Source organism: Gemmobacter caeni (genome assembly GCF_003054195.1).
Classification (GTDB): domain Bacteria; phylum Pseudomonadota; class Alphaproteobacteria; order Rhodobacterales; family Rhodobacteraceae; genus Gemmobacter; species Gemmobacter caeni.
On sequence record NZ_QBKP01000023.1, the window covers coordinates 20,792 to 40,897 of the forward strand.

Sequence of the window (20,106 nt, forward strand, 5' to 3'; positions counted from 1 at the left end):
AATGTGCACGAACATGGTCTGCTGCCGGTATCGGAGGATCGGATGCAGCAGACAGTCTCATGGATCGGCAAGGCGATGGCGCGGCGCGAAGATGCGCGGCTGCTCAAAGGCGCGGGCCGTTTCGTTGACGACCATCAGCCCGAGGGCTGCCTTTTCCTGGAATTTCTCCGCAGCCCCTATGCAGCGGGGCGGATCACCGATCTGGATGTCTCGGAGGCGGCCGTGGCAGAAGGCGTGATCGCCGTGCTGACCGCCGCAGATTTTGCCGGGCTGGGGCAGGCGGCCGTGAATGCGCTGCTGCCCGGCGCCGAGGTGCATCCGCTGGAGCCGCTGGCCTCGGGCCGGGTGAAGGCGGTCGGTCAGGCCATTGCCGCCGTGATCGCTGAAACCCGCGAGGCCGCGCGCGATGCGGTGGAACTGATTGCCTTTGACATCGCAGAAGAGCCGCTGGCCATCCGCCGGGTGCTCCGTCACCGCTGGCAATCCGGCGTGCCGCAGACCGGGCGCGAGATTTCGGTGCAGCTTGACCATGCGCTTGTCGCCCCGATGGCGCTGGAGCCGCGCGCGACGGTGGCGCTGCCCGAGGGCGCGGGGCTGAGGGTGCATCTGTCCACCCAGACGCCGCAGCGCTGCCGCACCGATCTGGCCGCGATCCTTGGCCTTGCGCCCAGCGCGATCCGGGTCCTGACGCAGGATGTGGGCGGTGCGTTTGGCGGCAAGGCGTCCCTGATGCCCGAGGATGCGGTGGTGGCGCTGGCGGCGTTACGGCTTGGCCGTCCGGTGAAATGGACCGCCGCCCGGTCCGAGGAGTTTCAGGCGGCGACGCAAGGACGTGGCGGTGAAACCCGCGCCGTGCTGACGCTGGATCATCAGGGCGTGCCTGTTGCACTGTCGGCAGAGCTGCGCTTTCCGCTGGGCCACTGGATGCCTTATTCAGCGCTGGCGCCGCTCCGCAATGCGGGGCGCATCCTGCCCGGTCCCTATGCGATCGAGGCGGTGGATATCGAAGCGCAGGCGCATCTGACGCCGGGCGCTGCCGTCAACATCTATCGCGGCGCAGGGCGACCCGAAGCGGCGATGTTGATGGAGCGGCTGATCGACAAGGCGGCGCAGGCGCAGGGCCTTGATCCGCTGGAGATGCGGCGCCGCGCGCTTTATCGCGGTGCCTTTCCGCGCGCGACGCCGACGGGTGAGGCGATCTGTTCCGGTGATTTCGCGGCGCTGCTGGACCGCCTGGAACGCGAAGCCGATTACGCGGGCCTACGGGCGCGTCAGGCTGAGCGTCGCGCGAAGGGCGCGGTCTGCGGCCTTGGCCTCGCGCTCTATATCGAGCCCTGCGGGCAGGGCTGGGAAAGTGCCGAATTGCGGCTGGAGGCTGATGGTACCTTCACCGCGCTGACCGGATCGTCGGCACAAGGGCAGGGGCGTGAAACCGCCTTCGCGCAGATCGTGGCAGAGATCATGGGCGTGACCCCTGACCGCGTGCGTGTGGTGCAGGGCGATACCGAGGCGGTGCCCGAAGGCATCGGTGCGCTGGCGTCGCGTTCGACCGCCATCGGCGGCACCGCCATGGCCCGCGCCACTCGGCGGATGCTCGACCAGCTTGGCCCGCGGAATGACTGGTCGGGTATCGGCCCGGTTTCGGTCAGGGAACGCTATGAGGCGCCGGGCGAGGCCTGGGCCTCGGGTGCGGTTCTGGCCGAAGTGGCAATCTGCCCCGATACCGGCCATCTGACGGTCGAGGGGATCACTTGGGTCGATGATGCGGGGCGTGTGCTGAACCCGATGCTGGTGCAGGGCCAGCTGATCGGTGGTCTGGCCCAGGGCCTTGGCGCCGCTACTATGGAACGTATGGCTTATGCCGACGGCCAGTTACTGACCGGCAGCCTGATGGATTACGCGGTGCCCCGCGCCAGCGACATGCCGCCCGTGCGGCTGATCAGCCAGCCCCTGCCCAGCACCGCCAACGAGATGGGCTTCAAGGGCGTGGGTGAGGCCGGTTGCATCGGCGTGCCCGCCGCGCTGCTGAATGCGGTGCAGGATGCGCTGTTGCCCTTCGATGCCCCTGATCTTTCACTTCCGCTGACGCCGGAAAAACTCTGGCGCGCCATGACAGGACTTGAGCCATGAAATATACCCGTGAAACCGCCAAATCCCACGCTTTCGCCCATATGCGCGGCATCTGGGCAGCGGCGCTGATGCCGTTCCGCGAGGATCTGTCGATCGACGAGGATGGCTTTCGCCGCAACATGGATCACTGGATCGAGGATCTGGGAATCGACGGCTTCTTCATCGCTGGCAAGCAGGGAGAGTTCTTCTCGATGTCGCTGGACGAGCGCAAGCGCAGCTTCGACCTTGCGGTGGAGGCAGCAGGCGGCCGCGCGCAGACGATCATGTCCTGTTCCGATCAGAACATGGATGTGGTGATTGATCTGGCGAAACACGCGCAGGCCTGTGGCGCCGACTACATCGTCGTCCACGCGCCGATTCTGCATTTCTTCAAGGAACAGGATGAAACCCTGCTGCGCTATTACGAAACCATCGCCAGCAAGGTGGACATCGGCATTGCCCTGTGGAGCCACCCGGACAGCGGCTATCTGATGAGCCCGCAGCTTTGCAACCGGCTGGCCGACATCGAAACCGTGGTGGCGATCAAATATTCCGTCCCGCGCGAGATGTATGCCGAACTGACCCGGCTGGCCGGCGACCGCATCATCGTCTCTACCGCGTCAGAGGAGGAATGGCTGGACAATATCCTTGAGCTGGACTGGCGGCTCTACCTGTGTTCCTCGCCGCCCTATCTGATCCAGACGAAGAACGACCGGCGGATGCGGCAGTATACAGACCTCGCTTTTGCCGGAAAGGCAGGGGAGGCGCGGGCGATCCGTGACAGCCTCGACCCCGTGCGCCATGCGCTGAAATCCACCCGTCCGGCGGAAAAGCCGCACAGCCACCAGAAGTACTGGCAGGATCTGCTGGGCCAGACCGGCGGCCGCGTGCGCCCGCCCTGCCTTGAACTGACCGAAGATGAGAAACGCGCGACCCGTGCGGCCTTTGAAGCCTGCGGCCTGAAACTCTGATCACAGGGAGATCACGATGACCCGCCTCGCTGCCTTCAATTTCCAGAAATGGATCGACGAACACAAACACCTGCTGAAACCGCCGGTCGGCAACCAGATGGTGTTCAGGGATTCGGACCTGATGGTCACCGTGGTCGGTGGTCCGAACAAGCGTACCGATTACCACGATGACCCGGTGGAGGAGTTCTTCTATCAGCTCAAGGGCGACATGCTGCTGAAGCTGCATGATACCAAAACCGGCGATTTCTACGATGTGCCGATCCACGAGGGTGATATCTTCCTGCTGCCTGCGCATGTGCGCCACTCGCCGCAGCGCCCGCAGGAAGGCAGCATCGGCCTCGTGATCGAACCGGCCCGCCCGGAAGGCGCGCTTGACGCGGTGGAGTGGTATTGCTTTGAATGTCAAAGCCTTGTGCATCGGGCCGAGGTTGAGCTGGAAAGCATCGTCGATGACCTGCCGCCGATCTACAAAGCCTTCTACGCCGATGAGGCCGCGCGCACCTGCCCGAATTGCGGCACGATCCATCCGGGCAAGGAACCGCCGGAGGGCTGGGTAAAGCTCTAGATATTTTATGCTTGAAATATTTGCCCGCTGTGGCATGCTACCTTCAACAACAAGGCCAAAACGGCCCCAACATGGGAGATATCAATGAAGAAACTGCTGACGGCAGCGAGCCTTCTCGCGCTGACTACCCTTCCGTCGCTTGCCGAGCCGCTGAAGATTGGCGTCATCACCACGCTGTCCGGCCCGGCCGGATATCTGGGCGAACAGGTGCGGGATGGCCTGCAACTGGCCATCGACCAGGAAGGCGGCAAGCTGGGTGGCGTTGATGTGGAACTGGTGGTCGAGGATGATGGCCTGAAGCCCGGCAATGGCCTTCAGATCGCCGACAAGTTCATGAACGAGGAAGGCATCAAGCTGATTACCGGCATCATCTTCTCGAACGTCGCGGGTGCGACGGTGCCGGAAGTCGTGGAAAACGACGCCATCTACATCAGCCCGAACGCCGGTCCCTCGAACCTCGCAGGTGCGGGCTGCAACAAGAATTACTTCGTGGTCAGCTGGCAGAACGACTCGCTGCACGAGGCGACGGGGGCTGCGGCCAAGGCGCTGGGTTACAAGAAGGTCGTGGCGCTGGCCCCCAACTATCAAGCGGGCAAGGATGCCATCGCCGGCTTCAAGCGGGAATTCGGTGGCGATGTGACCGAGATCTACACCCAGCTTGAACAGACCGATTTCGCGCCGGAAATGGCACAGATCCGCGCCGCCGCGCCGGATGCGGTGTTCCAGTTCCATCCCGGCGGCATGGGCATCGCCTTCCTCAAGCAATATGTGCAGGCTGGCCTGTCGAAAGACATCCCGATGATCGTGTCCGAGCCTTCGGCTGATGGCGTGATCCTGAATGCCGTGGGCGAGGCGGCGGTGGGTCTGAAGGCCACGACGCACTGGAATGCCGACTTCGACAACGAGGCCAACAAGGCCATGGTCGCCGCCTGGGCCGCCAAGCACCCCGACAAGCCGCTGACCACCTATGGTCAGCAAGCTTATGACGTGGGTCTGCTGATCGCTTCGGCGCTGAAGAAGACCGGCGGCATCGACGATCTGGATGCCTTCCGTGCCGCGCTGAAAGAGGCCGATTTCACCTCGACCCGCGGCGATTTCAAGTTCGGACCGAACCAGCACCCGGTGCAGGACTGGTTCATGGTCGACATCGTGGCCGGGCCGGATGGCAAGCCCATGTGGGTGACCAAGGAAAAACTGCGCGACGATGTGGGTGACGTCTACGCTGCCGAGTGCAAGATGTGACGATGCCGGGCCGGGGTTTTCCCCGGCCTGTTTCCTGACAATCCAGACATCTGATCGGGCGGGCGTATGATCCTGTTTCTCGAACAATTGCTCAATGGCTTGCAGTATGGCGTGATGCTGTTCCTGCTGGCCGCGGGGCTGACACTGATTTTCGGCATCATGGGTGTGATCAACCTCGCCCATGGCTCGCTTTACATGATCGGCGCCTATGCGGGCACGCTGGCCGCCATGCAGACCGGCAGCTTCTGGCTGGGGGTTCCGGTGGCGCTGATTGCTGCCGCTCTGACCGGGCTCGTGATGGAGGCGGTGGTGATCCGGCGCCTTTACGCCCGCGACCATCTGGATCAGGTTCTGGCGACCTTTGGTCTGATCCTGTTCTTCAACCAGTCGATCATCCTGTTGTTTGGTCGTCAGCCGATGTTTACCCAACTGCCTGATCTGTTTTCCGGCGCGGTCGAGGTCATTCCCGGCCTGCCTTACCCGAGCTACCGTCTGTTCATCATCGCGGTCGGCCTTCTGGTGGCGCTGGGGCTTTACCTGATCATCAACCGCACGCGGATCGGCATGCTGGTGCGCGCAGGATCGACCAACCGCGAGATGGTGCGGGCGCTCGGTGTCGACATCCGGCTGCTGTACACGCTGGTTTTCGGCCTTGGCGCGCTGCTGGCGGGGTTGGCCGGATTTCTGGCCGGGCCGGTGCTGGCGGTGCAAGTGGGGATGGGCGAGCAGATCCTGCTGTCGACCTTCGTCGTCGTGGTCATCGGCGGTGTCGGTTCTATCAAGGGCGCCTTCGTCGCCGGTATCTCGCTGGGCGTTATAGACACGATGCTGCGTGCCTTCCTGCCCGGTATGCTGCGGCAGGTGATGGCCGGCCCCGAGGCTGATGCGCTGGGCGTCGGGATCTCGTCCATGGGGATTTATCTTCTGATGGCACTTGTGCTTCTTGTCCGGCCCAAGGGCCTGTTCATGGCGGGGAGCTGAGCGATGAACAGCCGTATCCTTGCCGCCGTCCTGCTGATCCTTCTGGCCGCGCTACCGTTCATCGCGCAGGCAACCGGGCAATCCGCGCTTCTGTCGCTGGCCTCGCGAATCCTGATCTATGGCATGGCCGCCACCAGCCTGAACTTCGTTCTGGGCTATGGCGGGATGGTCAGCTTTGGTCACGCCGCCTTCTTCGGGATCGGGGGGTATGTGGTGGGCATCCTGTATCACCACGCCGATACCGAAACGCTGTTCTGGGGTTTCATCCCCGGTACGACACAAATGCTGATCACGCTGCCTGCCGCCATTCTGGTCAGCGGTGCCTTCGCCGCCGCCATCGGCGCGCTGAGCCTGCGGACGGGCGGCGTGCAGTTCATCATGATCACGCTGGCCTTCGCCCAGATGCTGTTCTTCCTTTTCGTCTCGCTGAAAACCTATGGCGGCGAGGACGGAATCATCGTGCGCCGCACCAATGAGCTGCCCTTCCTCAACACCCGTGACCGGGCGGTGATGTATTGGGTGGTGCTGGCGATCACCGTCGCCTTCGCGCTGGGCCTGCGGCGTCTGACGAAATCCAGCTTCGGCACGGTGATCTCGGGCATCCGCCAGAACGAGCGTCGCATGGCCGCGCTTGGCATTCCGGCCTACCGCTACAAGCTGTTCGCCTTCATCCTGTCAGGCATGGGCGCCGGACTGGCCGGGGCGTTGATGGTCAATGTGTTGCGCTTTGCCAGCCCTGACATGATGCACTGGACCAAATCGGGCGAGCTGATGATCATGGTCATTCTTGGCGGGGTGGGCACGCTGGTCGGGCCGTTCCTCGGCGCTGCCGCACTGCTGTCACTGGAAAGTGTGCTGGCCTCGTGGTCGGAACACTGGCCGCTGGCCATGGGCCTGATCCTGCTGGTGGTCGTTCTGGGCACCAGGGGCGGGCTGATGGCGCTTGTCACGCGTCTCACGGGGGGCCGCAAATGACCGCGATCCTGAAGATCGAAAATCTGGTGAAGCGGTTCGGCGGGCTGGTGGCGACCGACAATGTCAGCCTTGAGGTCATGCCGGGTGAAATTCACGCCCTGATCGGGCCGAATGGCGCGGGCAAGTCGACGCTGATCAACCAGCTTTGCGGCGAGTTGCAGCCGAACGAAGGCGCCATCCATCTGGCCGGGAGGGATATCACCCATCTGCCGGTGCCTGCGCGGGTAGACCTCGGGTTGGGGCGGACCTTCCAGATCACCTCGCTGCTGGACGAGATGACGGTGCGCGAGAATATCGGCATGGCTGTTCAGGTACGCGAAGGTGGCAACTTTCGCATCTGGGATGCGCTGCGCAAGCGCCGTGCGATCTGGGACGAAACCGACCGCCTGCTGGCGGGGGGCCAACTGGCCGACCGCGCCGATGTGGCGGTGGCCGATCTGAGCCATGGCGAAAAGAAACAGCTTGAGCTTCTGGTCGCGATGGCGATGCAGCCGCGCCTGCTTTTGCTGGACGAGCCGATGGCCGGTCTGGGCCATCTGGAAAGCCAGCAGATGATCGGCATGTTGCGCGACATCAGCAAAGAAGCGGCCATCTTGCTGGTCGAACATGACATGGAGGCCGTCTTCGCGCTGGCCGACCGGATTTCGGTGCTGGTCTATGGCCGGATCATCGCGCAGGGCTCGGTGGATGAGATCCGCAACGATCCGGCAGTGCGCGAGGCCTATCTGGGTGCGGAGGACGAACTGTGCTGAGCGTTTCCGAACTGAAAGCCGCCTATGGGGCCAGCCAGGTGCTGTTCGACATTCATCTGGACATTCGCGACGGCGAGGTGGTCACGCTGATGGGCCGCAACGGCATGGGCAAAACCACGACGGTCCGCTGTATCATGGGCCTTCTGGGCGCGCGGGGCGGAAAGATCGAGTTCGAAGGCGTGAAAACGCTGGGCCTTACGCCGGAACGCATTGCCCGGCTCGGTGCCGGTCTGGTGCCCGAGGGGCGGCAGATCTTCCGCACCCTGACCGTGCGAGAAAACCTTGTGGCGACGGCGGCGAACCGTTTGAAGCGCAATAATCCCTGGACGCTGGAGCGGGTCTATGACCTGTTCCCCCGTCTGCGCGAAAGGGCAGGCCAGGTGTCGGGCACGCTGTCGGGGGGAGAGCAGCAGATGCTTGCCGTTGGTCGCGCGCTGATGACCAATCCTCGCCTTCTGATCCTTGACGAGGCGACCGAGGGGCTCGCCCCGGTGATCCGCACCGAGATATGGCATTGCGTGGAGCGGCTGAAGGCCGAGGGGCAGTCGATCCTGCTGATCGACAAGAATCTTGGCGTGCTGAAGCGGCTCGCCGACCGGCATTACATCGTGGAAAAGGGGCGCACCGTCTGGGTTGGCACCGGAGCCGACATGGACCGCGACAGCGAAAAGGTGCAGGGCTATGTCGGGCTTTGATCTGCCCATCGCGCTGATCGGCTGGGGGGCCATCGGATCGCGCGTCGCTGATCTTCTGGCGGAGCGTCGCGCGCCGGTGAAGTTGCTGGCAGTGGGGTTGCGGCAGGGCAGCAGCCTGCGCAGCCCGTTGCCGCGGGGCGTAGAACAGGTTTCCGATCCCGCCAGCCTGATCGCCCTGCGCCCCGCGCTGGTGATCGAGGTTGCGGGGCGTGCTGCCGTTGACCCCTGGGTCCTGCCGCTTCTGGAAGCGGGGATTGATGTGGCCGTCTCCTCGACCTCGGCGCTGGTCGATCCGGCCTTGCTGGATCGGCTGACCGGGGCCGCGCGCATGTCCCGCGCGCAATTGATCGTGCCGCCCGGTGCACTGGGCGGTATTGATGCGCTGGCCGCTGCCGCGCGCCTGCCGCTGGACCGCGTGCGGCACGAGGTGGTGAAGCCGCCCCGCGCCTGGAAAGGCACCCCGGCCGAAACGCTGCTGAACCTCGACGCGCTGACTGAGGCGACCACTTTCTTCGAAGGCCCCGCCGGGCAGGCTGCCACCGATTTTCCGCAAAACGCCAATGTGGCGGCGATTTCGGCGCTGGCCGGCATCGGGCTCGACCGCACCACGGTTGCCCTGATCGCCGACCCGCAAGCGGCGGTGAACCGCCACCGCATCACCGCAGAGGGGGCTTTTGGCCGCATGGAGGCGGTCTTTGACAACCGGCCTCTTGCAACAAACCCCAAATCCTCCGAAATGACGGCACTTTCATTGGTGCGCCTGATCGAAAACCGCGCCAGCCCGCTCGTCATCTGAAGGAACCGGCCCATGAATGAACAAACCGTCTTTATCGCCGCGGCACCCGATGCCGTTTGGAGCGCTCTGCACGATCCCCAAGTGCTGAAAAAGGCGATCCCCGGCTGTGAAGAGGTTAGCCGCAAGGGGCCGACTTTGTTTCAGGTGAAGGCCGCGGTCGAGATCGCCTTTTTCCGGCGGGTGGTGAACGGCACGCTGCGTCTCGATGACGAGGTGCCGGGGCAGAAAATGCGCATGGAGGCAAACCTGCGCGAGCGTGCCAAGGGTCTGGTGAATGTGACGCTGCTGCCGGAAAACGGCGGAACGCGCGTCCGCTACACGATCACCGCCGATGTGCGGATCAATATTGCCGGGCTTGGTGATTTTGTCATCAACCGCGCGGCGCAGAAGCTCGGCGGACAGTTTTTTGAAACGATAGGCAGTGAGGTCACAAAGGTCGCATGATCCATCAGGAAGCAGAGTGGGCGCGGGACAGGCTGGAGGCTGATTACACCGCGCGGGACTGTTGCACGACCGAGGCCTTCGAGGCGACGATCCGGGCCTATGCCGATTCAAGTGCGGCGGCGCGTGCCACGCTTCCCTGTCAGTCCGATCTGCTTTTTGATGAAACGACCGGGCAGCGGCTGGATCTGCTGGGCGCGGACCCGGCCTCGCCACGACCGCTGATGGTTTTTGTACATGGCGGCTACTGGCGGGCGCTGTCGAAGGGGCATTCGACCTTCGCGGCACCTATGCTGGCGGCGCAGGGTATCGCAACTGCCGCACCGGATTACCGGCTGGCACCTGATGCCAGCATTGTCGAGATCGTGCATGACGTGCGTCAGTCCATCGCCTGGCTCTGGCACAATGCGGCGGATCTCGGGATCGACCGGCGCCGGATCGTCGTTGCGGGCAGTTCCGCAGGCGGGCACCTGGCCGGGGCGCTGGCTGCACCGGACTGGCCGGCACGCTACGGGATGCCCACCCATCCGCTGCACGGGGCGTTGCCAATCAGCGGGTTGTTCGAACTCGCACCGCTGGCGGCCATGCATGTGCAGGACTGGATGAACTTCACCCCCGATCAGATCGCCGGTTGCAGCCCGATGCGGCATTTGCCGCCCGCTGGCATGAAGCTGGGTGTCGCTGTCGCCGAGCAGGAGACGGCGGGGTTCCATCGCCAAAGTGCGGCTTATGCCGAGGCGACCGGCGCACCGCTGCTGCAGGTGACGGGACGGCATCATTTCGATGTGATCCTTGATCTCTGCGCGCCGCAGACCCCGTTGTCGCGGATGCTTTTGTCCCTGTTCTGAGGGCGGCGCTTACCTGTTGGAAAGATTCGGATTCTAGGCTGGTGCAGAATGGTGCCATCGGAGAATCCGGTTCATGCCCTACGCGCTTGCGCTGCTCTGCCTCTGTTTTCTTGCCATGCCTGTGCTGGCGCTGGCGCGGGCCGCTGATTTGTGTGACCGCGCGGCGGAAAGGGCGGCGCGTGAAACGGGCGTTCCGCTGGACGTGTTGCTGGCCCTGACGCGGGCCGAAACGGGCAGGGCCAGCGGTGGCAGGCTCGATCCTTGGCCTTGGGCTGTCAATCAGGGCGGGCAGGGACACTGGTTTGACAGTGCCGCAGCGGCTCGCGACTGGGTGGAAAGCCAGTTTCAGGCGGGGGTCAGCAATATCGACATCGGGTGTTTCCAGGTCAATTACCGCTGGCATTCCGGTGCATTTCCATCGCTTGATGCCATGTTCGACCCGGAGGAGAACGCGCTGTATGCGGCGCATTATCTGGCGGCAAAATACGAGGAAACCGGCGATTGGGAGACGGCGGCAGGCGCTTATCACTCCGCAACGGAGGTTTATGCCCGTCGCTACACCGAGCGGTTTCGCGAAATCCGCGCCGGATTGGCCGCTGCACCGCGACCCGAACTGAGGCTTGCCTCTGCCGACGCTGGGCCGCGTGTGAACCGATACCCGCTGTTGCAGGCAGGCGGAGGCGGCGGGCATGGCTCGCTGGTGCCGCGCAGCGCGGGCGGCATCTCGCTCTTTGCGCGCCTGCCCTGAGGTGTCTGGGATGACCGCCCTGTTGCCCCGGCCCACCGTGCTGCTGGCCCTCGCCCTGATGGCGGTAATCGGCATGATGATCCTGCCGGTGCCGACCTGGTTGCTGGATCTCGGGCTGGCCGTCTCCTTTGCCCTGGCGATCCTGATGTTCACCGTGACACTGTTCGTTGAGCGTCCGCTGGATTTCTCGGCCTTCCCGACCATCCTTCTGTCTTCACTGATGTTGCGGCTGGCGCTCAACGTCTCATCCACCAAACTGATCATCGGACAAGGTCATACCGGCACGGCCGCCGCCGGCCATGTGATTGAAGGATTTGCAAATTTCATCATGGGCGGCAATCTGTTGCTGGGTGTCGTCGTGTTCTGCGTGCTGATGATCGTGAACTTCACCGTCATCACCAAGGGGGCGGGCCGCATGGCCGAGGTGGGTGCGCGCTTTGCCCTGGACGGTATGCCGGGCAAGCAGCTGGCCATCGACGCTGACATGGCCGCCGGGGCGATTACCCATGAAGAGGCCAAGGCGAGACGCGAGCGTGAACTGGCCGAGACGAACTTTTTCGGATCGCTGGATGGTGCCTCGAAATTCGTCAAGGGCGACGCCGTGGCGGGGCTTCTGATCACCGGGCTGAATATCGTGATGGGTCTTGTCATGGGCATCGTCATCCATGGCATGCCTGCGGGCCGCGCCTTTGAAACCTATGCCATCCTGACGGTCGGCGACGGGCTGGTGAGCCAGATTCCCGCCGTGGTGATCTCGGTCGCGGCTGCAATCCTGCTTGCGCGCGGCGGGGCGACAGGCGCTGTGGATGTGTCCTTTTTCCGCCAGCTGGGGCAATACCCGGCCGCGATGGGTACGGTGGCCTTGCTGCTGGCGCTGTTTGCGCTGGTGCCCGGCCTGCCCTTCCTGCCCTTCATGCTGGGCGCCGCGTCCCTGGGTGGGCTGGCATGGCAGGGTCTGCGCCGCCCGCCAAAGACCCTGGCCGCCAGGGCGGAGCCGACCGCCGAACCCGTGAGGAAATCCATGGGCGACCTTTTGGATTTTGATGATATCCACATTGAATTTGCCCCCAACCTCATCCCGATGGTGCTGGACCCCGCAACGGGTCTGGATGCCCGCATCCAGAACATGCGCAACCATATCGCCACGGGCTTCGGCCTCATCCTGCCGGAAATCCGGCTGACCGATGACGCGCTGCTCCCGCCCGGCAGCTACCGTATCCGCCTTCAGGGGGTGGAGCGGGTGCGTGACCGGCTTGTGCCGGACCGGGTTCTGGCGCTGTTGGTTGAAGGTATTCCGCCGCCTGACGGGCTGGAGGTGCGTGAGCCGGTCTATGGCGCACCGGCCCGCTGGATTGCCGCCGATGGGCAAGAGGATGCGGCCATCGCGGGGCTGACGGTCGTCACCCCGGCAGAGGTGCTGGCGACGCATCTGCTGGAGGTTCTGAAATCAAATCTGGCGCGGCTGCTGACGCTGAAGGGGTTGCGGCGCCTGTTGGATGAATTCGTCAAGGTCAGTGATCCGGCCCGTGCCGAAGCGAACCGGCGGTTGCTGGACGAACTGGTCCCCGACAAGGTGCCGATCGACCTGCTGCTGGGTGTTCTGCGTCTCTTGCTGGAAGAGCGTGTCTCGATCCGCAATCTGCCGCTTATTCTAGAGGCGATTGCCGAAGCGCGTGGCCTCGGCAATCCGGAGGCAATCTGTGAGCATGTACGCCAGCGGCTTGGCTTTCAGCTGGTGGCCGAGCTGAAGCGGGAGGATGGCACGATCCCGCTGCTGCAACTTTCCCCGGAATGGGAGAAGACTTTTTCCACTTACCAGATCGAAGGGGAGCGTGGTCTGAGCGATATCGCCCTGCCGCCCGAGCAGTTTGGCCGGCTTGCGAATGCGCTGGCTGAACGCCTGTCGCGCGCGGCAGAGGGCGGCACCTTTCCGGCGATCGTCACATCGACCCTGCGGCGCAGGTTCCTGCGCACGGTTCTTGCGGCGCGTGGTCTCACCACCCCGGTGCTGTCCTACGAGGAAATCGGGCTGGAGGCCCGCCCCGCCATGGTCGGCACGGTGCCGGCATGACGGATTTGTTCGCCCTCCTGTCACAACTGGGTGCTTTTACCGCACCGCTGTTCGCGGCGGCCTTCGTGCTGCTGCTGCGCGTCGGCGGCACGGTCGCACTGATGCCGGGTTTCGGTGAAACGCTGCTGCCAGTTCGTATCAAACTTGTGGCGGCACTGGCTTTCACGCTGGTCGTCGCGCCGGTCGTGATGCCGCAGGGTATGCCGCCTGACACAATCGGCTTCTCCCTGTTCCTGTCGGAACCGGCCATTGGCCTGATGTTCGGGATTGGCCTGCGTCTCTTCATCTTCGCCCTGCAAACGGCAGGAGCGATTATCGCGCAGGCGACATCCTTGTCGCAATTCTTTGGCGGGATGGGGGAATCCCAACCTGCGATGGGCCATGCGCTAAGCCTCGCTGGGATCACGCTTTTCATGGGGATGGGTTTGCATGTGCGCGCAGCACAATATCTTGTCGAAAGTTACGCTACTTTCCCGTTAGGGACGATTCTGCCGTCGGGCGATCTGCTGGAATGGGGGCTATGGCAGGTTGGCCGATCATTCCGCCTCGGCCTTGGTTTTGCGACGCCCTTCGTCATCGGATCGCTGATCTACAACATCGCCATAGGGGTGGTGAACAAGGCGATGCCGCAATTGATGGTGGCTTTCATCGGCGCACCGGCCCTGACCCTGGGGGGGCTGGCGCTGTTCGCGCTGACTGCGCCTCTTTTCCTGCCCGTCTGGGGCGCGGCCATAGAGGCCTATTTTCTTGATCCTCTGGCCGCGCCATGAGTGGTGAAGACAGTGACGACAAGACGTTCGAGGCCTCGCAAAAGCGGCTGGACGATCAGCGCCGCGAAGGCAGGATTGCCAGATCCCAGGATCTTCTGTCCGCCGCGGCCTATGCGGGCTTCCTGCTGGCCCTTGTACTGACGGGGGGGTGGGCTGTGGCCGGGCTCGCGGCCCGTCTGGCGGGTTTTCTGGGAAATGCCGATCTTCTGGGGCAGCAGATGGCGGCAGGGGCGCAGGCGGTAATCGCGAACGGGATGTCCGGGCTGGCACTGCCGCTTCTGCCCGTGTTCGGTCTGCCTGCCGTGCTGGTCTTGCTGATGCTGATGGTGCAGCGTGCCTTTCTTTTCACACCGGCCAACCTGCTGCCGAAACTGTCGCGCATCTCGCCCGTGGCGACGGCGGCGCAAAAGTTCGGGCGAAAGGGGCTGTTCGACTTTGGCAAGAACCTGATCAAGCTGGCGCTCGTTGGTGGTCTTCTGGCTGTCTTTCTGGCTGGCCGGCTGGACGAGATCGTAGCGACCCTGCACCTGTCGCCTGAACAGGGGGTTCTGGTGCTGGATGATCTGTTGACCGGAGTTCTGCTTCTGGTGGTGCTGACAGCCATCGTGATCGGTGCGCTGGATTACATGTGGCAGCACTATGAACATCGCCGCCAGAACCGCATGTCCCGACAGGAGATGAAGGAAGAGCATAAGGATACGGAGGGCGATCCGCAGGCGAGGGCGCAACGGCGGCAGCGTGGGCAGGAGATTGCGACCAACCGGATGCTGCGGGATGTGGGCGAGGCCAGCGTGGTGATCGTGAACCCCACGCATTATGCGGTTGCGTTGAAGTGGAGCCGAGCCTCCGGGCGGGCGCCGGTCTGTGTTGCCAAGGGCACGGATGAGATTGCGGCGCGGATTCGGGAACGCGCGGCAGCGGCAGGTGTACCGTTGCACAGCGATCCGCCTACAGCGCGTGCGCTGCATGCCACGATGCGGATCGGCGATGAAATCCCGCAGGATCACTTTCGGGCGGTGGCAGCCGCGATCCGATTTGCCGAGGCGATGCGGAAACGTGCAAAACGGAGGATGGAATGAAGGACCGGCGGCTCAGGCAGCTTCTGGTGCTGACCGATCTGATCCGTGACCGTTCGTTGGAAAATCTGCGCCGCGCTGCGGCAGAGCGGGATCTGACGCGCGCGCTTATCGCCGGGCTGGAGGCCCCGCCGGCATCCGATCTGCCCGCACTGGCAGCGGCACAGGTTGCCCTGTCCTATCAGCGCTGGGCCGATGAGCGACGACGCGAGCTCAACATGCAGTTGGCCCGGCAGATGGTGAGTGTCGCGCAGCGGCAGGCAGAGGCGAGGCTGGCATTCGGGCGGGCCGAGGTGTTGCACCGTCTGGCCACGCCCGGTCGTCGCTAGCTTCAGAAGTCGAGGTTCTCGACGTTCAGCGCGTTCTGCTGGATGAACTCGCGACGCGGTTCTACCACGTCGCCCATCAGCTTGGTGAACAGGTCATCCGCCTCGGCCACATCGTCGACGCGCACCTGCAACAGGGTGCGGGCATCAGGGTCCAGCGTGGTTTCCCAAAGCTGTTCGGGGTTCATTTCGCCCAGACCCTTGTAGCGTTGCAGGGTCAGGCCCTTCTCACCCTCTGCCAGTACGGCGCGCAGCAGATCGCCGGGCCCGTGGATCGGCAGTTCGCGGTCCTTGCGGGTCAGACGGGATTCGGTGGCGAAATATTCCTTCACACCGCCCGCGACCTGCGACAGCTTGCGCGCCTCGCCAGACCGCAGGACGGCACCGTCCAGCGTGCGCAGCTCCTCGACCCCGCGCAGCACGCGGCTGAGGCGGATACCGTGGTCCTGGGTGATGCGGCCCTGCCAGCCACGCTCATACTCCACTGCCACCGCATCCAGCCGCCGCGCGACGGATTCGGCCACGGCCTGAAGATCGGCATCGGCGCGACCCGCATCGAAAGCCCCCGCGAGTGCAGCCTGTTCCAGGATGTTGCGCGGGTAGTGCGTCGGGAAAGCCTCCAGCACGCGGCGGAAGGCGCGGGCGCCATCGACTACGCGGCCCAGATCGGCCCCGGCAATCTCGGTCCCGTCACCAAGGCGCAGCACGGCGCCATCGGTGCCCTGTTCGATCAGGTAATCCTCGAAGGCGGCCTGATCCTTTAGATAAACCTCTGATTTGCCACGAGAAACTTTGTAGAGTGGCGGCTGCGCGATATACAGGAACCCGCCCTCGATGATCGCGGGCATCTGCCGGTAGAAGAAGGTCAGCAAGAGGGTGCGGATATGGGCGCCGTCAACGTCGGCGTCGGTCATGATGATGATCTTGTGATAACGCAGCTTACCGATGTCGAACTCGTCGCGACCGATTCCGGTGCCCAGGGCTGTGATCAGCGTGCCCACGGTTTCGGACGACAGCATCCGGTCAAACCGCGCGCGTTCGACGTTGAGGATCTTGCCGCGCAGGGGCAGCACCGCCTGTTGCTTCCGCGAGCGACCCTGCTTGGCGGAACCACCGGCCGAGTCGCCCTCGACGATGAACAGTTCTGACAGAGCCGGATCTTTTTCCTGACAATCGGCCAGCTTGCCGGGCAGCGAGGCGACATCCATCGCCGTCTTGCGCCGCGTCAGTTCGCGCGCCTTGCGCGCGGCTTCACGGGCCAGCGCGGCCTCGATGATCTTGCCGACGATGATCTTGGCCTGTGCCGGATTTTCCTCGAACCACTCGGCCAGCTTTTCGTTCACGAGGTTCTCGACGGCGGGTCGCACCTCCGACGAAACCAGCTTGTCCTTGGTCTGGCTGGAGAATTTGGGGTCCGGCACCTTCACGCTCAGCACGCAGGTCAATCCCTCGCGCGCGTCGTCGCCGGTGAAATCGACCTTCTCGCGTTTGGCGATGCCGCTGTCCTGCGCATATTTGGTGATAGTCCGCGTCAGCGCGCCGCGCAGACCCGCAAGGTGGGTGCCGCCGTCGCGCTGCGGGATGTTGTTTGTGAACGGCAATACGGTTTCATGGTAACTGTCATTCCACCACATTGCCACCTCGACGCCGATTCCGCTGCGTTCGCCCACCATATAGATGGGCTCCTGCATGACCGAAGTCTTTGAGCGGTCGAGATATTTCACGAATTCCCGAACGCCGCCATCATAATAGAGCTCGGTCCTGACCGGCTCGGCATGGCGATCATCCTCAAGGATGATCCGTACTCCCGAGTTCAGGAAGGCCAGTTCGCGCAGCCGGGTTTCCAGCGTTTTGAAGCTGTAGTCGAGATTGGAAAAGGTGCCATCGGGGCGGTTGGTCTTGGCCGAAGCGAGAAACCGCACCTCGGTGCCGCGTTGCCCCGGTGCAGGGCCAACTTCATGCACATGCACCACGCATTCGCCGTGTTCAAACCGCGCGCGATATTCAGTGTCATTGCGCCATACCGTCAGCTCCAGCCATTCCGACAGCGCGTTCACCACCGAAACGCCGACCCCGTGCAGACCGCCCGAGACCTTGTAGGCATTGCCGCCATCATCGGTGTTGTTGAATTTTCCGCCCGCGTGCAGTTGCGTCATGATGACTTCGGCCGCCGAAACGCCCTCTTCCGCGTGCATGTCGACCGGAATGCCACGCCCGTTGTCGCGCACCGAAACACTGTCATCGGCGTGGATTTTCACATGCACATAATCGGCGTGGCCCGCCAGCGCCTCGTCGATGCCGTTATCCACGACCTCGTAGACCATGTGATGCAGGCCGCTGCCATCATCGGTGTCGCCGATATACATGCCGGGGCGCTTGCGAACGGCCTCCAACCCCTTGAGAACCTTGATGGAATCGGCGCCGTATTCACTCGGCTTCTTCGCGGCTTCGGCCATGTATCGAACATCCCTCGAATTGTCCGCGACTTATAGCGGCTGGGGTCGGGAATGTCACCCCTAGGGGGCGGAATTGGCCATCAAAGGAAGGGGATCAACAGCGCCACCGCAATCAGCATCACGCCCGACCCGACGTTCAGCCGGTGCAGGTTCTTCGGGCTGGACAAAAGCGCGCGCGCGCGGTCCAGAAACAGAGCGAGGCCAAGGTTGCCCAGCATCGGCACAAGGGCGGAAATCGTGATGATAGCGATGATATCCGCCACCGTCAGCCGCCCCAGATCGAAGAAGCCGGGCAGCGCGCCCATGTAGAACAGGATGGCCTTGGGATTGCCGATCACCGCTGCCAGCCCGACGGAGAACCCGGCCCAGAGGCCCGGCCGCGTCAGTCGGCTGTCACTGCCCGGCGCCTGCGGTTTCTTGCGCAGCAGCAGCACGCCCATGGCCAGAAAGATTGCCGCTGCGACCCAGCGCAGGAGGCCCAGAAGATCGCCATAAAGCGTGGTGATCCAGCTCAGACCCAAGATGGCACTCAGCGGCCAGAACAGATCGCCCAGTGCCACGCCCACAGCGAGCGGCCATGCGGCGGCGAACCCGCCGGACAAAGCGCGTGCCGTCAGGGCAACCCAGACCGGGCCGGGAATGGCCCACAGCGCCGCCATGCCGCCTGCATAGACGAACAATTGCCAGAAGCTGATGCTCAAGATCGGTTTACTCCGGCAGGTGAAGCGAGCCGTCGGCCTCCAGCGGCCAGAACGGGTTCATGGCCACTTCCCAGACATGCCCATCCGGGTCGGCCCAATAGCCGGAATAGCCGCCCCAGAACACCTTCTCTGGCGCCTTCAGCGCGGTGGCCCCGGCGGCCAGCGCTGCGGCAAAGGCCGCGTCCACCTCTGCCTCGGTGGCAAAGTTCTGCGCCAAGGTGATCGCCCCGGTACCGAGCGTGGCACCCTTACGGCCCTGATCCTCTGCCAGATCTTCGCGTCCGAACAGTGCGAGCGCCATGCCGTTGATCTGGAAGAAGGCCACACCCGGTTGGCTTTGCGCATGCTCCTGCCAGCCGAGGCGGGCATAAAACGCACGCGCGGCGGCCAGATCGGTCACACCAAGGGTAATCAGCGTCACGCGCTGCGGGGTCATGGCACCTCCCGGATGCTCGACTGGCCGATGTCATCGGCGATGGCGAAGCTTTGCCCGCGCGCACCCAGACTGTCAAACAGTCCCGGCTCCGTCCCGGTCATGATCGCCTGCGCACCCAGGGCGCAGATCTCGTCATAAAGTGCGGTACGACGCCCTGCGTCCAGATGCGCGGCCACTTCATCCAGCAAAAGGATCGGCGGGCGGCCCAGATCGGTGGCCAGCGCCCGCGCATTCGCCAGCATCAGGCTGATCAGCAGTGCCTTCTGCTCGCCTGTTGAACATTGATCGGCGGGTACGCCCTTGGCGCTGAACACAGCTTGCAGATCAACACGATGTGGCCCCAGCAGTGTGCGCCCCGCCGCCAAGTCACGGCGCCGGTTTTCCGCCAGCGCCGTGGCAAGGTCATCCACCTCGCCTTCGGGGTGAACCAGCGTCAGTGATGCACGGGGAAAAGCCGTCTCCGCCCCCTCCTGCGCTGCCATCAGACGTGCCAGCGCATCGGCGCGGTTTGCCGCAATCACCGCAGCTGAGGCGGCCATCTGCGCCTCCAGTGCGCCATACCAATGCGGGTCGCGCACCTCGTCCTTCAACAGCCGGTTGCGGTCGCGCATGGCCTTTTCGTAAGCCAGCACCGCTTCGGCATGATCCGGCGCAAAGCTCAGCACCGAGCGATCCAGAAACCGCCGCCGCCCCTCTGCCGCCTCGATCCACAGCCGGTCCATCGCAGGTACCAGCCAGACCATGCGCAGAATGCGCGCGAGTGCCAGTTGCGGCGCGGTCTTGCCATCCACGCGCACCTGTCGCGGTCCGCCTTCGGCCCAGGTTTCCAGCTCATGCGCCGCGCTCAAGCCCGCCACGGTGGCGGCAACTTTCCAGCCGATCGCCTCGGGCCGCCGTGCCAGATCCTCGACCGCCGCGCGCCGCAATCCGCGACCGGGCGACAGCAGCGATACCGCTTCAAGGATATTGGTCTTGCCCGCGCCATTGGCTCCGACCAGCGCCACCGGCCGCCCGTCGAACTCCAGCCGCGCAGCGCGATGGCTGCGGAAATGCGAAAGCTGAAGCGTCAGGATCGCCAGACCGCTCACCCGAACCCCTTTTGCTTCTTGCCCAAATACTCAAAAAACGGCGGCCACAGGTGCCGCCG

At 64.0% G+C, this 20,106-nt stretch carries 20 protein-coding genes; 16 read left to right on the top strand and 4 right to left on the bottom strand.

What is annotated here, in order from left to right:
• Nucleotides 1–42 precede the first annotated feature (42 nt).
• From C8N34_RS22635 to C8N34_RS22710, 16 genes are all read left to right on the top strand, one after another.
• The gene (locus C8N34_RS22635) at nucleotides 43–2,130 is read left to right on the top strand and encodes a xanthine dehydrogenase family protein molybdopterin-binding subunit (RefSeq protein WP_108130597.1); all 2,088 of its coding nucleotides are present in this window, start codon (nucleotides 43–45) and stop codon (nucleotides 2,128–2,130) included.
• The gene (locus C8N34_RS22640) at nucleotides 2,127–3,080 is read left to right on the top strand and encodes a dihydrodipicolinate synthase family protein (protein ID WP_108130598.1); all 954 of its coding nucleotides are present in this window, start codon (nucleotides 2,127–2,129) and stop codon (nucleotides 3,078–3,080) included. The genes C8N34_RS22635 and C8N34_RS22640 overlap by 4 nt, the downstream gene beginning before the upstream one ends.
• A 16-nt stretch (nucleotides 3,081–3,096) precedes the next feature.
• Nucleotides 3,097–3,645, top strand: coding sequence for a 3-hydroxyanthranilate 3,4-dioxygenase (locus C8N34_RS22645; RefSeq protein ID WP_108130599.1), 549 nt, complete (start codon nucleotides 3,097–3,099; stop codon nucleotides 3,643–3,645).
• Between the two features lie 84 nt (nucleotides 3,646–3,729).
• The gene (locus C8N34_RS22650) at nucleotides 3,730–4,887 is read left to right on the top strand and encodes an ABC transporter substrate-binding protein (protein WP_054304124.1); all 1,158 of its coding nucleotides are present in this window, start codon (nucleotides 3,730–3,732) and stop codon (nucleotides 4,885–4,887) included.
• Between the two features lie 66 nt (nucleotides 4,888–4,953).
• Nucleotides 4,954–5,868, top strand: coding sequence for a branched-chain amino acid ABC transporter permease (locus C8N34_RS22655; protein WP_054304123.1), 915 nt, complete (start codon nucleotides 4,954–4,956; stop codon nucleotides 5,866–5,868).
• A 3-nt stretch (nucleotides 5,869–5,871) separates the two neighbouring features.
• Nucleotides 5,872–6,843 (top strand): branched-chain amino acid ABC transporter permease, encoded by a 972-nt coding sequence (locus C8N34_RS22660; protein ID WP_108130600.1) that lies wholly within the window; start codon nucleotides 5,872–5,874, stop codon nucleotides 6,841–6,843.
• Entirely contained in the window at nucleotides 6,840–7,595 is a 756-nt protein-coding gene (locus tag C8N34_RS22665; RefSeq protein ID WP_108130601.1) for an ABC transporter ATP-binding protein, read from the top strand. Before C8N34_RS22660 ends, C8N34_RS22665 begins: the two co-directional genes overlap by 4 nt.
• Entirely contained in the window at nucleotides 7,589–8,290 is a 702-nt protein-coding gene (locus C8N34_RS22670; RefSeq protein WP_108130602.1) for an ABC transporter ATP-binding protein, read from the top strand. Before C8N34_RS22665 ends, C8N34_RS22670 begins: the two co-directional genes overlap by 7 nt.
• Nucleotides 8,277–9,086, top strand: coding sequence for an aspartate dehydrogenase (locus tag C8N34_RS22675; protein WP_108130603.1), 810 nt, complete (start codon nucleotides 8,277–8,279; stop codon nucleotides 9,084–9,086). Before C8N34_RS22670 ends, C8N34_RS22675 begins: the two co-directional genes overlap by 14 nt.
• A gap of 12 nt (nucleotides 9,087–9,098) precedes the next feature.
• A complete protein-coding gene (locus tag C8N34_RS22680) occupies nucleotides 9,099–9,530 on the top strand; it encodes an SRPBCC family protein (protein ID WP_054304118.1) in 432 nt (143 codons plus the stop codon).
• Entirely contained in the window at nucleotides 9,527–10,375 is an 849-nt protein-coding gene (locus tag C8N34_RS22685; protein WP_108130604.1) for an alpha/beta hydrolase, read from the top strand. The genes C8N34_RS22680 and C8N34_RS22685 overlap by 4 nt, the downstream gene beginning before the upstream one ends.
• A gap of 73 nt (nucleotides 10,376–10,448) precedes the next feature.
• Nucleotides 10,449–11,123: a transglycosylase SLT domain-containing protein gene (locus tag C8N34_RS22690; RefSeq protein WP_242013889.1), complete on the top strand. Its 675-nt coding sequence runs from the start codon at nucleotides 10,449–10,451 to the stop codon at nucleotides 11,121–11,123.
• Between the two features lie 10 nt (nucleotides 11,124–11,133).
• Nucleotides 11,134–13,194, top strand: a complete 2,061-nt coding sequence (gene flhA, locus C8N34_RS22695; RefSeq protein WP_108130605.1) for a flagellar biosynthesis protein FlhA — start codon at nucleotides 11,134–11,136, stop codon at nucleotides 13,192–13,194.
• On the top strand, nucleotides 13,191–13,964 hold the full coding sequence (locus C8N34_RS22700) for a flagellar biosynthetic protein FliR (protein ID WP_108130606.1): 774 nt from the start codon (nucleotides 13,191–13,193) through the stop codon (nucleotides 13,962–13,964). The genes flhA and C8N34_RS22700 overlap by 4 nt, the downstream gene beginning before the upstream one ends.
• Nucleotides 13,961–15,043, top strand: a complete 1,083-nt coding sequence (locus C8N34_RS22705) for an EscU/YscU/HrcU family type III secretion system export apparatus switch protein (protein ID WP_108130607.1) — start codon at nucleotides 13,961–13,963, stop codon at nucleotides 15,041–15,043. The genes C8N34_RS22700 and C8N34_RS22705 overlap by 4 nt, the downstream gene beginning before the upstream one ends.
• Nucleotides 15,040–15,369 carry a hypothetical protein gene (locus C8N34_RS22710; RefSeq protein WP_108130608.1) on the top strand — a complete coding sequence of 110 codons (330 nt, stop codon included), beginning with the start codon at nucleotides 15,040–15,042 and terminating at the stop codon, nucleotides 15,367–15,369. The genes C8N34_RS22705 and C8N34_RS22710 overlap by 4 nt, the downstream gene beginning before the upstream one ends.
• Before the next feature lie 2 nt (nucleotides 15,370–15,371).
• Here C8N34_RS22710 and gyrB read toward each other — a convergent pair whose 3' ends face one another.
• The 4 genes from gyrB to recF form a co-directional block, all read right to left on the bottom strand.
• Nucleotides 15,372–17,822, bottom strand: coding sequence for a DNA topoisomerase (ATP-hydrolyzing) subunit B (gene gyrB, locus C8N34_RS22715; protein WP_108130609.1), 2,451 nt, complete (start codon nucleotides 17,820–17,822; stop codon nucleotides 15,372–15,374).
• An 80-nt stretch (nucleotides 17,823–17,902) separates the two neighbouring features.
• Nucleotides 17,903–18,523, bottom strand: a complete 621-nt coding sequence (locus C8N34_RS22720) for a LysE family translocator (RefSeq protein ID WP_108130610.1) — start codon at nucleotides 18,521–18,523, stop codon at nucleotides 17,903–17,905.
• A 7-nt stretch (nucleotides 18,524–18,530) separates the two neighbouring features.
• The gene (locus tag C8N34_RS22725) at nucleotides 18,531–18,959 is read right to left on the bottom strand and encodes a VOC family protein (protein ID WP_108130611.1); all 429 of its coding nucleotides are present in this window, start codon (nucleotides 18,957–18,959) and stop codon (nucleotides 18,531–18,533) included.
• The gene (gene recF / locus C8N34_RS22730; protein WP_108130612.1) at nucleotides 18,956–20,047 is read right to left on the bottom strand and encodes a DNA replication/repair protein RecF; all 1,092 of its coding nucleotides are present in this window, start codon (nucleotides 20,045–20,047) and stop codon (nucleotides 18,956–18,958) included. The genes C8N34_RS22725 and recF overlap by 4 nt, the downstream gene beginning before the upstream one ends.
• Nucleotides 20,048–20,106 lie beyond the last annotated feature (59 nt).